This is a genomic window from bacterium (assembly GCA_008933615.1).
Classification (GTDB): Bacteria; CLD3; CLD3; order SB21; family SB21; genus SB21.
The window spans coordinates 1-15,895 of the sequence record WBUR01000058.1 but is presented as its reverse complement, the minus strand read 5'-3'; the positions used below and the strand labels follow the sequence as shown (position 1 = coordinate 15,895).

Annotated in this window: 10 protein-coding genes; 4 read left to right on the top strand and 6 right to left on the bottom strand. The window is 45.0% G+C overall.

Annotated elements, in window-relative coordinates:
* Nucleotides 1-165 precede the first annotated feature (165 nt).
* Together F9K33_15570 and F9K33_15565 are read left to right on the top strand one after the other, a co-directional pair.
* A complete protein-coding gene (locus tag F9K33_15570; GenBank protein ID KAB2877779.1) occupies nt 166-5,862 on the top strand; it encodes a tandem-95 repeat protein in 5,697 nt (1,898 codons plus the stop codon).
* Between the two features lie 27 nt (nt 5,863-5,889).
* Nucleotides 5,890-6,471 (top strand): hypothetical protein, encoded by a 582-nt coding sequence (locus F9K33_15565; protein ID KAB2877778.1) that lies wholly within the window; start codon nt 5,890-5,892, stop codon nt 6,469-6,471.
* Between the two features lie 10 nt (nt 6,472-6,481).
* Here F9K33_15565 and F9K33_15560 read toward each other — a convergent pair whose 3' ends face one another.
* From F9K33_15560 to dusB, 6 genes are all read right to left on the bottom strand, one after another.
* Nucleotides 6,482-7,372 carry a hypothetical protein gene (locus F9K33_15560; GenBank protein ID KAB2877777.1) on the bottom strand — a complete coding sequence of 297 codons (891 nt, stop codon included), beginning with the start codon at nt 7,370-7,372 and terminating at the stop codon, nt 6,482-6,484.
* 211 nt (nt 7,373-7,583) lie between these two features.
* Nucleotides 7,584-9,233 (bottom strand): transcriptional regulator, encoded by a 1,650-nt coding sequence (locus F9K33_15555; protein ID KAB2877776.1) that lies wholly within the window; start codon nt 9,231-9,233, stop codon nt 7,584-7,586.
* Between the two features lie 37 nt (nt 9,234-9,270).
* A complete protein-coding gene (mazG, locus tag F9K33_15550; GenBank protein KAB2877775.1) occupies nt 9,271-10,107 on the bottom strand; it encodes a nucleoside triphosphate pyrophosphohydrolase in 837 nt (278 codons plus the stop codon).
* 95 nt (nt 10,108-10,202) lie between these two features.
* Complete coding sequence (locus F9K33_15545; protein ID KAB2877774.1) at nt 10,203-12,566, bottom strand: tetratricopeptide repeat protein; 2,364 nt, start codon at nt 12,564-12,566, stop codon at nt 10,203-10,205.
* Nucleotides 12,563-13,570 (bottom strand): esterase family protein, encoded by a 1,008-nt coding sequence (locus F9K33_15540; protein KAB2877773.1) that lies wholly within the window; start codon nt 13,568-13,570, stop codon nt 12,563-12,565. Before F9K33_15540 ends, F9K33_15545 begins: the two co-directional genes overlap by 4 nt.
* Before the next feature lie 131 nt (nt 13,571-13,701).
* Nucleotides 13,702-14,775 (bottom strand): tRNA dihydrouridine synthase DusB, encoded by a 1,074-nt coding sequence (gene dusB / locus F9K33_15535; protein KAB2877772.1) that lies wholly within the window; start codon nt 14,773-14,775, stop codon nt 13,702-13,704.
* A 356-nt stretch (nt 14,776-15,131) separates the two neighbouring features.
* Between dusB and F9K33_15530 the strand changes: the two genes are divergently transcribed.
* Nucleotides 15,132-15,401, top strand: coding sequence for a hypothetical protein (locus F9K33_15530; GenBank protein ID KAB2877771.1), 270 nt, complete (start codon nt 15,132-15,134; stop codon nt 15,399-15,401).
* Between the two features lie 162 nt (nt 15,402-15,563).
* A partial coding sequence (locus F9K33_15525; GenBank protein ID KAB2877770.1) for a hypothetical protein occupies nt 15,564-15,895 on the top strand: 332 nt, incomplete at its 3' end.

The window sequence follows — 15,895 nt, the reverse complement described above, 5'->3', positions numbered from 1 at the left end:
ATCTTAAACTCGGCTTCATTGATCTATCAACTTTTGAGTTTAAAGCAATGGAATTAACTACCATTTAAATCTAAAAAGTGTTACCTATGTCCTGAGTACAAAGTGTTACCCATGTCTTGAGTACACAACACGGCCGGAAGCACGACGTTTAACAACGGCACAGGATTGGTAGGAATATTCGACAGTGTGTATGTTTCGTCGGGTACTTTAACTTTCAGCACAGTGGATACCGTACGCATAAATAGACTGCAACTCTCCGGCGGAACATTGACCGGTTCTGCGCCGGTTTGGATCAATACGGTATGGAACTGGAGCTCTGGAACGTTGAGCGGTTCCGATTCTACCGTGACCTTGGTCATAGCTCCGGGCGCCGGTTTGAATGTGAGTTCGGGATCCGCCAAGACCATGTCGCGCCGCACTGTTGTAAATTACGGAACCATGATGCATACCGGTACCTCATTCACTTATACCAACGGAGCCGTATTCGACAATAAGCCGCCCGGCGTGATCGATCTCGCGGGCAGCAACAGCGGGTTTTCGTACTCTGCCGGTACTTCAAAACCGCGCATCAAAAACAGCGGCCTCTTGAAAAAATCGGCGGGAACGGCTTCTACTATTGCCATCGTGGTAGAGAATACCGATGGCCGCATCGAGGTTCACACCACATCTCTTACATTAAGTGATACCACGAAATGGACCAATTCCGTGGACACGGTATTTGCCGGCGCAACGATGATCTTCAGCGGCGGAACTGCAACAAAGCATGTGTTTGATTCCGGCTCCCGATTGGCGGGGTACGGAAATGTCACTTTTTCCAACGGAACGGCTACGCTCAGCGGAACGTACGACATTCTGGGCGTCAGCACATTCACCGGCGATACAGTTAAGCTGAATGGCGCCGGGGGCAGTATTCAAAGCCTTGGTGACAGCGTTTCCGTTACAGGAGGAACCGTAACGATCACTGCGCCGGATAACATTCAACTTCGCACTCTGCGTCAAAGCGCCGGAACATTTAACGTCAGCACGGGTGACAGCATTATCGTGACCACGCTCAATCTGACGAACGGTACGCTCGGCGGGACAGCGCCTATTTATGTTAATTCTAAATTTGTTCTCAATGGGGGAACGGTTGTATCGACCGATTCATCAACTACCATTACGGTTCCTGTTGGGGCCACGTTCTATTGGAGCGGCAACGGAACCTTTCAGCGACGTACCTTTAACAATTACGGAACCGCGATCTGGACAAGTCCGTGGGGATTGGATATGAATGCTGTTTACAATAACATGCCCGGTGCTTTGACTGACTGGACGGTAGACGGCAATACAAACTGGTTCGGCGGCACTTCAAATAATTTTAATAATTACGGCACACTTCGTAAATCCGGAGGTACCGGTATTTCGAGTTTTGAATACTATGTCAATAATTATGGGTTGATTGAAGTTCAATCCGGAACTCTTTATTTCGGTGCGAGCGGAACGCATGCCGGAGGCGGCTTTGTTTTATCACCCGGTTCTACCATCGATTTTGCCGCAGGAAATCACACGTTCGACGCGTCCAGCAACGTCACAGGTACGGGAACGGTTCTAATCAGTCCAACGACATTTGCAATGGACGGTATCTACAACATTATCGGCAACACAACTATCGGCGGCGGAACTATAAACTTTGACAGTACTTTCAGCACGACTAACCGTACAACAATTAACGGAGGCACGACCAATTTCAGAATGATGCCCGGTCATTTCCTGGGAGCAGGAAATAGACTGAACGTTGCCGGCGGCACGGTGAATTTTGTTACAACCGACTCTTTGAAAGTTGATACGCTACTTGTGAATGGAACTGTGAGCGGCAACAATCATTGGTATGTTCGTAATTACCTGCAATTGACCGCGGGCACCATGGCTTCGCCTAATCGAGCGCTGAGCTTGACACTGCCCGCCGGTTCAACGTTTAACTGGAGTGGTAATGGAACTGTAAGCCAACGAACGGTTTTCAATTATGGTACAGCTAATTGGAGTTCGCCCTGGGGATTTTCAGACAGCACGGTATACAACAATATGGCCGGGGCTGTTACTAATCTGACCACGGATTACAATTCCAATTGGTTCTTTGCAACCGGTGAACCTTACCTGATAAACTACGGAACCCTTAATAAATCCGGCGGCACAGGCATTTCAAGTTTTGAATATCAGATCAGCAATTATGGAACTATGCAGGTTGACTCCGGATTGACGATCCTATGCTATGACAGCCTCGTTAATTTCAGCGGCGGTATCATTACCGGTAAAGGAACGCTCGATGTGAGTACAAGATTTACCAACGCAGGCACGATACGCCCCGGAACCTCTCCCGGTAAACTCAGGGTAACTGGAAATCTGAAGAATACGAGTACTGCCATATACGACGCAGAGATCGGCGGAAAGAACCTCGGCCAGTTTGACGAACTTCGCGCGTCCGGCAGCGCAACGCTCGCGGGAATCTTGAACGTTAGTCTGATCGACGGATATCTGCCTGCATTGAACGACACGGTCAAAGTTCTGAACTATAGTTCAAAAACCGGCGCTTTCGGAGAGATCAATGGCCTGCGAACCGGCGGACCATATGATTTCGTACCGCTTTACAAAGACACGGCGCTTTTTTTGATTGCTTCGGATTCTCTCAATTCAGAACCGATCGCATCCACTGATTTCTTGTCTGCTCCTGAAGATGTTGAAACCCATCTTCCCGTTCTCAGAAACGATGTAGACTCGAACAGCGACGCACTTTCCATTGTGGAAATTTTACCTGGTTACCCGCAGAATGGAACTGCTTACATCGGCTCGCCCGATACGACCATTGTGTATACATCCCCGCTCAATTACTTCGGCAAGGACACTTTGCGCTACGTCATATACGACGGACGCGGCGGATGGGATACCGCAGGTGTAAGCATCTCAGTCACTCCTGTTAATGATGCCCCATCACCTAAGGACACTTTCGCCATTGCGGATCAATTTGGCATCGCGAGGATCAACGTAATCGCCACGGCCACCGATGTGGAGGGTTCGTCACTCTTTGCATCCACCGCATCCAAACCAAAATACGGCGAGGCGCATGTTGACGGTAACGATTCCTTTGTTGTCTACGTTCCGCCAGTCTATTTTACCGGGGTTGACAGTTTCAAATTCTATGTTTCCGACGGCGGCGCGGTAGATTCGGCAACGATAGTCGTCACCGTTACCGCGGGTGATTCATTCCTGGTCACGCGGAGTAATTTCAATACAAACGACGAAGGATGGAATACATTCAACGATGTCTCTGATTCGGCCTTCTTATCAACGGGCGGAAACCCGGGCGGCTTTTTCTATGCGGTGGACGCAGTAACCGGAGCTTGGTGGTATTTTAATGCGCCGTCTAAATTCCTCGGGGATCTGAGTTCGACCTACAACAAAACCCTGCGTTTTGACATGAAACAGAAACCGGCGGGTACGGACAATTCACAACCCGACGTGATTCTGATCGGCAATGGTGTGCAGTTAAACTATGATTTCCCGAGCAATCCCAGGACCAATTTCACCGGTTTCGGCCTTATCCTCAATGAAACCACCGGCTGGAAAAAGCAAACGACCGGGTTGGCGCCGAGCCAGTTGGAAATGCAGACTGTGCTTGCTAATGTGACCACGCTTAGAATTCGCGGCGAATTTACGGCAGGTGCAGACAGCGCCGGAATCGACAATATTATTCTTGCAAAAATTCCGGACAACTCTTCACCCGTTGCTAATACAGACAACGCAAGCACTAACGAAGAAGTATCCCTGCAGGTTTCTCCGCTGGCCAACGATACCGATGCGGAGAGCCAGTCGCTCACGATCACGGCTGTTAGCAGCGCCCTCAACGGTACCGCAACCATTGATGTAGGCAATCTCACCATTACCTACAAACCGGATTCGAATTTTGCCGGTCTTGATTCTTTTGCCTACTATATCACCGACGGCTACGGCGGACAGGATTCTGCCTATATCCGGGTAACGGTTAACAACATTAACGATGCACCGGTCGTTGCTGCGGCAATTCCCGACACATCATTCAATGAAGATTTCGGCAAATCGTTCCTGGCAATGATGCCCAACGTATTTAACGATGTGGACAACGGACCGACATACGGCGCATCCAATCTTTCAGCCGGCGTCACGCCACTCATATCCAACGACAGTTTGTATCTATTGAGTTCCGCGCTGTTTGCCGGAAATGTTGATATTCGCGTTACGGCATTCGACGGAGAATATACCGTCGCCGACACATTTACAGTCACCGTATCATCCGTGAATCAGGCACCGGTTGTCGCGATCCCGTTTCGGGATACAACCTTGGCGGAAGACTTCGCAAAGACTTTTCTATCCCGGCTAACACAGAATTTTACGGACCCCAATCTAGATACGCTTTTTTTCAATGTCTCATCCTCATCGGGTAATGTCATTCCGTCCTTACAGAATGACAGCTTGTATTTAACCGGTTTGGCTAATTTCAACGGCACCGTCACGATTTACGTCGGCGCAACGGACGGATCACTGTCCGTCGCAGATACTTTCCTTGTTCATGTTGCAGCACAAAACGATGCGGCATCTTCTTTTGCCTTACTGATTCCTGCGCATAACACACTTACCAATATTCTCCGCCCTGCTTTCAGGTGGAATGCATCGAGTGATATTGACGGCGACACGGTGTATTATTTGTTGGAAATATCAACCCTGCAAAATTTCTCGTCCATATTCCAATCCTATACGATCATCGATACATTTCAGACGCTGACTTCGGATTTGGACAGCCTTCGAATATACTACTGGCGTGTGACGGCAGATGACCACAAAGGCGGTGCTTTTCAATCGAGTTCGTTTACTCTTAACGTTGATGCAAAAAGACCTAATGTACATATCAGCCTATTGCAGGGAACCATTACAAAACGCTATCTTGACGCTTATGCTTACGCCGATGAAGATCTTTCCGGCGCGGTCAATTCAACTTTCACGCTGAAAAACAGCTCCGGAACCACGATCGACAGCCGTTCTGCCGCCATGAGCAAAATAGGACCGTCGAACTTATACACCTCTTCATATCACCTTACCAACGTCGGAAGTCTTGAAGTTCAGGTCACGGCACAGGATGCGGCCGCCAATCAGCGTATTGCAACCAGAAATTATACGGTCAGCGCCCTGCTCAAAGGCGAAACCTTTGTGTCGCTCTCGCCGGAATTTGAAGTGAGTTCAATCAAACCGGCTTTATCCGAATCCGGATTCTTGCTAACCGGCTCGATCACAGAAATCGAATCGACGCTGATGCCTTCGATGAACGCCGGGGTCGAACTGATTGGCACGACAGAACTGAAAGACGCTTTGAAACTTACGATCCGATACGACGCATCAGAAATGTCATCTTTAATGTTAAGATCCGATTTCGACGAACGTAAGATCGGCGTCTATCGAGTGACCGAATTCGGATTTGAATACGCCGGTGGCCAAGGCCGTTTATTTTCTGTTTCCACTACGGTAAATTCATTTGGAAAATATGTGGCTCTGTATGACCAGAACCACGCGGTGATTCCTGAAAAGATCGAGCTATCGCAAAATTATCCCAATCCGTTCAATCCAACCACGACCATTCAATATGGACTCGCTGCGACCGGCAGGGTCAAACTCTTGATCTACAATATTCTCGGCCAACGCATTCGGGAACTGGTCGATGCAAATCAACCCGCCGGATATTACAAGATTCTCTGGGACGGGCGAAATGCCGCCGGGCAAATCGTTGCAACCGGAATTTATTTTTATCGCTTGGAAACGCCGACCGGTGTGCTTTCGCGCAAAATGCTTTTGATCAAGTAGACAAAACTATTGTATAGGAGATTTTCCATGAAACGATTAACAAGAATTTTAATTATCACCACGTTTATTGCTTTTGTCAGTTGCGGTGGAGGCGGAACAAACCCCGATCCGATAGCTGAAGGGTGGGGATTCTTTTCATCGGGCCAATTGTTTGAAGCGCATACGTCATTCGTTACCGCAGTCGAGTCTGGCAAAAATGAAGGCTACATTGGACTTGGTTGGGTTTGTATCGATCTTGATTCTCTTCAGGAATCGGATCGATATTTTGGAATAGTATCCGGAGACAGTCTTTCTGACGGGTATGCGGGATGGAGCGCGGTTCTTTGGGCACGTGCAAATTACGCGGGCTGTATCACAAAGTCGGATTTTGTTTTACGCCATGAACCGAATTACCAATTTACCCACCGGCCGGCCGTGAACTTCCAAGACCTGCAATGGTATCAGGCGTCAAGTTATCTTCATCAGGGTAATTACAGCCAGTGCCTATTGAAGATTCAGCAACTGGATAATAATTTTACAACGGATACTAATGCAGCCGATGCGGGAGATGTGCTCGCGTCTAAGTTGGAACTTTTAGCGGGGCAATTGAAAAAACATACCATTCAATAAACGTCATTTTTTATAAATTGCTAAATTGATTACTGCACGTGTTGCCGTAGATTTCCTTCGAATCATCATACGTACACGCAGCGGCTGACGGCATGCCCTGCAGACAGAATATACGATGGTACAGTTTATCTTCGCCGTTATTTCTTTCGACGACGTCGATCAACATGCCCTGATCGCAGGAAATACATTTCTCCGCCTGTTTTGCTAAAGTCGTTCCGGTTGAACGCGCAACTAATGATTCGCTATCAGTCCAGAATGCACCTTCCTTTTTTTCAATAAAAGTGATTTTTTTAAATTGTTGAAAGACCAATCGGCCATCCCGCATAGTCAACATACCACGAAATTCCACCCGGTCGCCATGGCGGAACTTAAGCCGGTTTTGAAATTCTCTCCCCACAACGCCATACACGAAATCATCGAATCGCTGATTACCTATAAATGCTTCTTCAAAGCAGATCAGATAACCCAATAAATTAGTGTGTTCGGTCTTAGGGTGATCCACGTTGCCGTAAATAGTTTTTCTTATGTGAGGCTTGACTGATCGAATCGTACCGAGAAACCAGTGCTCTTTATTTTCCACATCTCTCAGCCATTCCTCAAAATCATGCAGTTCATCTAGAAAAACGTGGTAACCGCTCTCGTCTGCCTTAACCAGCGAACGTGTGAACTTCTCGTCGTCAAAATATTTGCAGCCCGGGCAATTCTTCCCGACGTGACTGTATCCTCGGTAACACTTTCTCCGATGCTCCAGTTCATGGCACTTCCAGCGGAAATACGTGCATCCGTTAGGAAAACACCTCTTGCGGTGCATCGTATGGAATACCGACACATAATGCCCGCGTTGTCCGTGCGCATCGTGCGTGCAGCGGAAGATATCCTGGCGTTTGTATTGGTTTTTCAACGCAATTTGTTGATATCCGTAAGCTAATGATTATCCTAGCTATTGTTTACGATGTATTAGTTTGGTTCCTTGATAAAGTGTTTATATGCGAATTCACATATCTTTATCGACATTGTTTTGATCTTATTAACATTTATTAAACAAGATAACATGATTAAAAATAACGATTTAATTTTTAATAAGCTTGTTTTATAGACAAATTAGTTTTTTTCTATGTACTTTTACGCAAGAGGTATTTTGTGTGCTTAAGTTGCCCTATTTTATAAACTTCATCGTCTTTCATCATGATACCTAGTGCCTGCCGAATTCTTCTTAACGCAATTTCAGCGCCAATTCTTTGTTGAATTTCACCAATTCTGCTCTCAGGATAATTTTTCAAATCTTCACGCAACAATTCTTTAAGTCTGTGAATTTCAATTTTCTTCAGATCAGTTTTTCCTTTAAGACCCAACTTCCGAATCAACTCAGGGTTTACGTAATACTCTGTACCACGCGTTTTGCCTTTTGTCAAAACGACATGATTCTTCAGTAGATTTCCAAGCAAATCATTAATGCGTTCAATTTTCGGAATATTAAGCTTCTCAATCAGCATCTTAGCCGAAATACCGTGATGCTGAGCAATTAAACCGACCAAAATTATTTCCGTTCCTTTCAAACTATAATCTTCATTTAATTTTTCTATCAATCTAATTGAGATGGGGTCGACAATCTGAGCAAACACAGTTACTTTGACACGATCTTGGATTTCTTCAATGAGGGGAAGCTTTTTTCCGTCAGCCAAAAGCACTTCGTACATTTTGTCGTAACCGCTGCCTTCCCTCTCCATTAAACCCAAATCATAGAAAACTTTGGCCAAATGTTCATTTCTTCTTAATGATTGTGTTAGAATGTTTTGCGGAGTAACGCCTAAGGGCAAAAGGCCCGGGCTATGAATTTCTAATCTGTCGGGAAAGAGATTAATGAAGATTTCTCCGCGCATACTATAATGTCGGTGTACAAGGGCGTTGGTAACCAGCTCTCTTACGATCACCTCCTCATACACAGGTATATTCTTTCGAAACATGCCAAATGGAATCTCGATCGATTCCTTCCAATCCCCAATCTCATTCCACACGGATTCAAGGAGCTCATAAGGATTCTTAGAATAATCATCCCAAACTATTTTGTTTATCTTATTATCCTTGTGATCATATTTTATGAATTGAATTGTTGGTGCATAAAGCAGACCGGCGCGATCTTCACGTCTTCCGATCCATAAGATACCAAGGTTCGTCAAAAAACGATCTCTGATCATCAAGTAATGTTCAAGCATTTCTATGTCGGATTTCTGTTTTACAAAATCTGACACACGGGCGGATTTACTTAATGAGGACAAAAGAATATTTTTCTTAGAAATATCATACAAATCAGCCGGTATTCTTTTTGTTGTCTGCAATTCCCATACAAATGCACTCTTATCTGATGCCAGGCGCGCCATTTCATCCGGCAGCACCGGCTTACAATCATCCGCTACGCGAATATAATAACGCCCATTAGATGTGCTTGCAATTGTCTGACGGTTAGGAGGAATGCGTATTTCAACATACTCACTCCCGTTAATTGCGGTTTTTATGTCGGGATAAATAGCAACATTTAAAGTCAGTTGAGTAATAGCCTTATGGATTTTCCCGGGCCAATTACCGTCTATATGTTGATCTTTAGGGGGCAGGTCACCATCATTTTCAATACCTATAATAATAATTCCGCCTTTGGCGTTAGCAAAGCATACACAATCTTTTGCCAGTTCATCCCAATCAGGCTTGCTTAGAAACTTGATAGATTTCTTATCTGCTATTTCATTTTCTTCGAAAAATTCAGACATAAAATTGATTCGTTTCCTTAATGAAATGTTTTTTGATTTACTTCAATTCCATCTTCTTCGCTTCATTCCAAAACACATCCATCTCTTCCAACGAAGCCCCCTTCATCGGTCGTTTCAATTCAGTGAATTTTTGTTCTACATACATGAACCGGCGCATGAATTTCTCGATCGTGCCCCGCAGAGCATCCTCGGGATTAACCTCTAGAAATCTGGAAATATTGACGATGGAAAACAATACGTCGCCTAATTCATCTTCTGTTTTTTCTAAATCCTTTTTTTCTAAAGCTTCCTCAAGTTCTTTCAGTTCCTCGTACACTTTAGGCCAAACGTCCTTGATGTCGCCCCAATCGAACCCGACGCGCGACGCTTTTTCCTGCACACGGTATGCACGCGCCAACGCTGGCATCGTTTTTGGAACCCCGTCCAGAACCGATTGCCGGTCCGTTTCAGTCAACTTGATCTGCTCCCAGTTTTTCAACACCTGTTCCGCATCGTTTGCAATGACCTCGCCGAACACATGCGGATGACGGCGGATCAATTTATCATTCAAACTGCGGATAACGTCCGTAATGTCGAAAATATTATTTTCCGAAGTAATACGTGAGTGAAACAGTATCTGCAGCATCAGGTCGCCCATTTCTTTGCACAATTCCTCATAATGTTTTTCATCCAACGTTTCAAGAACCTCGTAAACTTCTTCCAGCAGATACTGCCGCAATGAATCATGCGTTTGTTCCCTATCCCACGGGCATTTGGTTCGCAGTTCGCGCATGATGTTATAGAGACGGCCAAATTGTTCACGCACCAATGAGGTTTTAGAGTCGTCGCCAATTTGAATTTTCTCTGTTTCTGTGAATTCATTATTGCTGGACATTCTGGATAATCTTTCAAATTATTTATTCCCGCAGATACCGCGGATTTTCGCAGATGAGGATTTCTGCGCGTATCGGCGAAATTTGCGGGAGACGTTTATTGTTTTTTCTGTTGGATACGCTTCAACAGTTCCTCCCGATAGGCTTGCTCGTATTGCCTGACGAGTTCTTTAAATGCGGGTTTGTTTCGCACGGGGTTGAACATTTTATTTTTTTCCAGATCGACAAAATCTGAAAAATTATTATGAAACGCTTTAAACATCCACATAAGAACGGATTTCTCATCGTTCTTTAAAGCATAGATTGCCGCGATTCGATAAGCTGTGGCGGCAGACAATGAATCAAGGCGCCATTGCAATTCAAACTGCGCTAAGGCCAGATCTTCATTCTTTTGCGCGAGTAAAATTTCTCCGTAGTCCCCGTAAAGACTCGCATCCGGGCGCTGCGCCTGATTCATCAGCCGGATTCCAGCAACGATCTCTTTTTCAGCGTCTTCCCATCTTTCCAGATTGAAATAAATATGCGATAAAGTTTGGCGTACGTAATAATTGGCTGAATCAAGTGCGGCCGCTTTTTGCGCGTTCACGATTGCTTTGTCAAATTTATTCATGGCTTCAAATGTTTTTGCCATTTCCAGATAAGCTTCCAGGTAATTCGGATAGGTCTTCACCGCTTTTTCAAATGCAACGATAGCTTCGTCGTTCTGTTTAGCGCCTTTAAGCGCCAGCCCGTAAAAATAATACGATTCTGCATTCGGATACATGCGCGTGCTTTTCAGTATTTCCAGTTGAGCGTCTTCGAACTTTTTTTGTTTGATCAGGATCTTACCGATCATCAGGTGGCATCGCGCAAAATTGTAGCCATCTTGCGCATCGTCCGCGTAGATTTGATAATAGTCCAAGGCCGGTTGAAGTTTATCCAGCCGAAAATACGATTCCGCCAGATAAAAACGCAATCGTGCGGCATCCGGCCGCAGCTTTAGCGCAACTTGAAATTGATTGGCTGCCTCCGCAAAATCATTGGTATAATACAAAGACGCGTAACCAATGGCCGCGCGATACAGAAATTCGCTCTTAGCGTCGGCACCCCCGTCCAGCAGAACGTCATTCAGGGAGTCCGTGAGGGACTGAACCGGTTGAATGTCTTTTTTATTTTTTGAAATGAACTGGAATATTTGAATCGGATTTTCTTTGGGGCTTTCTAATTCCGGCTTTGCAATCACCGCCTGCATAAAATGCGCAACGGCCAGTTTCAGGTCATTCTGCAGATAATTCATGTTGGCGTACGACATCAGAGCAAAAGCATCGGACGGATCTGCCTCAACTATCTGACTGTACAATTTTTTGGCGTCATCAAATCGTCCGTTTAATTCGAACATTCGCGCTAAATTTTTTCGAGCAGGAATTTCATAACTATTAATCTTGACCGCACGTTGAAAATATTCTCTGGCTGTGGCCGAATCCTTGAGGGCTATTGCCGAAAGGCCGAGTAGATTCAGCGCCGGACTATCGAGTGCTTTTAACTTCAGCGCCTGCGCGGCATACTGTTTCGCGAGTTCATAGTTTTTATCATCGTATGCGCAATACCCCAGGCGGACCAATACGGAAGTGTTGAGCGGATTTATTGCAAGCTCTTTCTCAAAATAACTTTTTGCCTTTTTGACGTCATTCAATTTATTATAATACACGTCCCCAATGGCTGTGTAGATTCCCTCTGCTTTTTTTTCCTGTTCGAGGCAACTCGTATATATCGTAAACGCTCTTTCGTATTCTTTTTTTTTGATATGAACCTCCGCCTGCGCCGCATAGGCAAGAACAAAACCCGCGTCTTCTTCGGCTGCTTTTTGATACCATTCACTTACGCGGTTGAGCCTCTCGTCTGTTGGAGCGGCGGTTTGCAGAACTTTCCCGGTCAAATAATATTGATACGCTTTGATGTTTTTTGTGATTTGAATTTGCTGTAATGCCTTTTTATTATTTTCTTTGTCCGCCGGGTTCATTGATTTCAAAAAATCAGTAATTATTTTTTCATGAACGGAAAATAACTGATCGGATATCTGGGCATTATAAACCGATTTCTTCAAAAGATATTTTTTTGGCGCAATCGCCGCGGCATCAACCGTATACTCTATCTTATTTTTTTCCGACCGGCTGATAATCTTTATGACGTATTGTGCGGGCGAAAATTCTTTCTTCAATACTTCATCGAACTTCTGCTGTTCCAATTTGATGTTTTTGATTGGCTGAACGAAAATGTGCGGCGAATAACCCAATGACGCCAGCGTGTTTTCAAACGATTCCAGAATTGAATAAGCGGCCCATCCGTTACTGTCCTGAATTATATCGGTCTCATGAATGAGCGTAACGTCGATGTTAATTACTTCATGTTGTCCGTGTCCTATACCGGCGAATATGACCGCTATTGCTGCGCTTAAAAATAACCGATGCTTAATTTTTTTCACTTGGATATGACTCCGCTTATTTTTGACAACGATACATCATATCGGTAATTCGTCCCCATGTGGCCGTCGTCAAATTCCTCATACCAATGTGCGATGCCGTATTCTTTTATTTTTTTAGTGAATATCCTCGCGCCGATATGTAAATGGTATTCGTCACGCGAGCCGCATTCCAGGAATACGCCTTTGAGTTTTTTTAGGTTAGTTTGAAACGTTTTTTCATCGATTAGATGCACCGGGTCGCAAGCCAGCCATTTTTTCCATATATCCCCGCGTATTTCGCCTGTTTCCATATCAAAAGGGAGATCGAAACCGTAGGTTTTCGATTTCGGATTGGGTGAATAAGCCGCGGCCATGGCGATAATATTGATTGCTGTTATCATATCGCCTGTTTTTTTAGGCGCATCGAAAAATTTTTCAAAAAAGTTTTCAAGACTGCCCGCTTTACGAATCGTATTGTAACATTTTGGAAAATCCCCTTTATATCCGTATTCAAAATACATGTCGCCCGAACTGCAGAAAAAAGCCGAAAAAATATCAGGGTAACGCATCGCCAGCATCAGCGCTGCGTAACCGCCGCTGGATTTACCCATAGCGGCGCGATGGCCCGATGACGCCATCGTCCTGTATTTACCGTCAACGAAAGGCACGATTTCCTTCAGCAGATAATCTTCATAATTTCCCATCGCAGTGGAATTCATATACTGCGAGCCGCCCCACTGCGTAAAACAATCCGGCATGACGAGTATACATTTTTCCATACGGCCTTCCGCAATGAGTTTATCGCATCGCTCATCGATCGCATAGCCCCATGCCTGAGGGGAGAGAAACATAGTACCAAATCCCATAAAACCGCTCAGCATATAGATCACAGGATATCGACGGCTCGACTCTTCTTGATAACCCGGTGGAAGATAGACCGCCAGTTTCCGTACGAATGGATCACCGAGCGGATTATTTTTCAGAATCTCGCTTTCAAAATTTTCAATAATGACTTGTGACGGCATGTGATGTGATTTTAATTACCAAGTTATCATAGTTTTTCCGCTGATCTATGCGAATAAAAATTTCTGCGTGAATCTGCGAAATTTGCGGGAGTAATAGCTTTGTTTATTTACCCTAGAGTCGTTACAACGCATTATTCAATTGTTTGTGCACTTTTTTGCGCTTTCAATCCGATTGCGCTTCGCGTTCCAACCAGTCCGCCTAATTTCGGTAAATCGTATTGGTAATCGGGTGATGCTTCCCATTGACGAATTTCTTCGCCGTAACGCGCGAGGCGCTCCACGATGGGCGCACGCTCCTTGTAGGTCATTAATTCCGCGCGTAATTTTGAAATGTTTGGAAGTCCTTTCAGATAACCGCCGTAGTATTTTCGAAACTCTAATACGCCGTACTTTTCACCTTTATATTTTATAGACAGCTCAAGGTGTTCACTGCAAACGTGGAGGCGTTCCTCCGGCGAAGGCGGCGATAAAATATCTCCCGTTTCAAGAAAATGACGCGCTTCTCTGAATATCCACGGATTAGCAATAGCCGCGCGACCGATCATAACTCCGTCACAGCCGGTGTCGAACATTCTTTTTGCATCCTCCGGTGTGCGCACATCCCCGTTTCCGATCAAGGGAATGGATATGACGTTCTTAATTTTTTCCAACCAGGACCAATCGGCGTCGCCGTCGTGCGCCATGTCCCTTGTACGACAATGTACCGTTAACGCCTTGGCGCCGGCATCTTCTATCATTTTTGCAACGTCCAGAATATTGACAGTACTTCTATCCCAACCCAGTCTGGTTTTTACGGTTACGGGCAGCGATGTACCGCGTATGGTGGATCGAACAATAGCTTCAAAACGAGGCAGGTCTCGCAAAAGACCCGACCCGGCTCCGCGCATCGCGACGTCCTTCACCCAGCATCCGCAGTTGATGTCGATAAAATCCGGACGCATTTTCTCTGCAACCGCCGCAGCGCCTTCCATGGATGTTTCCACACCTCCAAAAAGTTGTATCGCAACCGGCCGCTCCTCCTCCGCAACAGAGATTTTTCTGAGCGCTTTGGCTGCATCCCGAATGAGCGCCTCGCTGCTGGTAAATTCCGTGTACAAAAGATCGGCGCCGAGCTTTTTGCAGATGACACGAAAGGAAATATCCGTTACATCTTCCATAGGCGCCAACGCCAAAGGCTTTTCAATTTCAATATGTCCGATTTGCATGGTATCGGACGGTACAAAAATTTGCCAACAATTGCAACCCCTTAGAAGCTGTCATTTCCGGCAAAAGAAGATTATGATAGCCAAAAAATTTGAGGGACCTTTGATGAATTGAATAAGTTAATGTTATTTGTTTTTTTCAGCTCTAGATTTCCTTTTTCGAAGATTTGAAAAGTACGGGAAAAATCCAATGAAATGAGGTCATTTTCAATAATTCCAGATAATGCAAATCTTGGTCTATATTTAGCAAATCTCTGTTAAATAAATATTTAGAGTTACCGAGACAGCATATACTAAAATTGGCTCATTATATGCTTTAAAATAAAACGTGATAGTGTGATTAAAACAAAGGATATACAATGAGAAATTCAATTCATATTCCTTACAAAAGTCCTGTAATGGCAAGTATTGAAAATATCAATTTTCATACCGAGGCCGTGAAACTTCATGTAGAGTTTGACGAACTGGAGACCTTACCGCCGCTGCGCAGAGACTTGACTTCCATGAAAGTGGAGGAGATTGAGGTATCCGAAGAGTATCGTTTTTTTTTCGAAACGATCATCGGAGATTTCGAGCAATCGCTCAGCGAATCCAACGAGTGGATGAGATCCCGTACAGTCGCCGCATGATCCGTAGTGCCGAATGTGAAACGATTGCATCTTATTTCTCTTGACAATCGTAGGCAGTACACTATATATTTGCCCACTTCTCACGGCACGTTTCAACCGCTCTTGAGGTTGCGTTGAACCAAAGCATAAGCTAGCGTCCGAATTGAGAATTTTTTGCAAGGTATGGACGACACCACAAAATCCGGTTCTACAGACGCGAAGACAGGCAATACCAAATCAACGTCATCAAGTTCTACTGCGGGCAACCCCCACCGATCACTTCACGCCGAAGTTAAAAAAATCGAAAATGTTTTTGAAAAAGGGATCAGAAAATATTCTGCAGCTGAGATCACCATTTTCGGTTTTGCAAGCGCCGTGTTATTGGGTTCTTTGATTCTTTATATGATAGAAAATTTTTCTGATCATCCCCTCAGCTATGTAGACGCTTTGTTTATGTCCACATCCGCAATATGCGTGACAGGACTCACTTCCGTTGATTTCAGCCTATTTACATT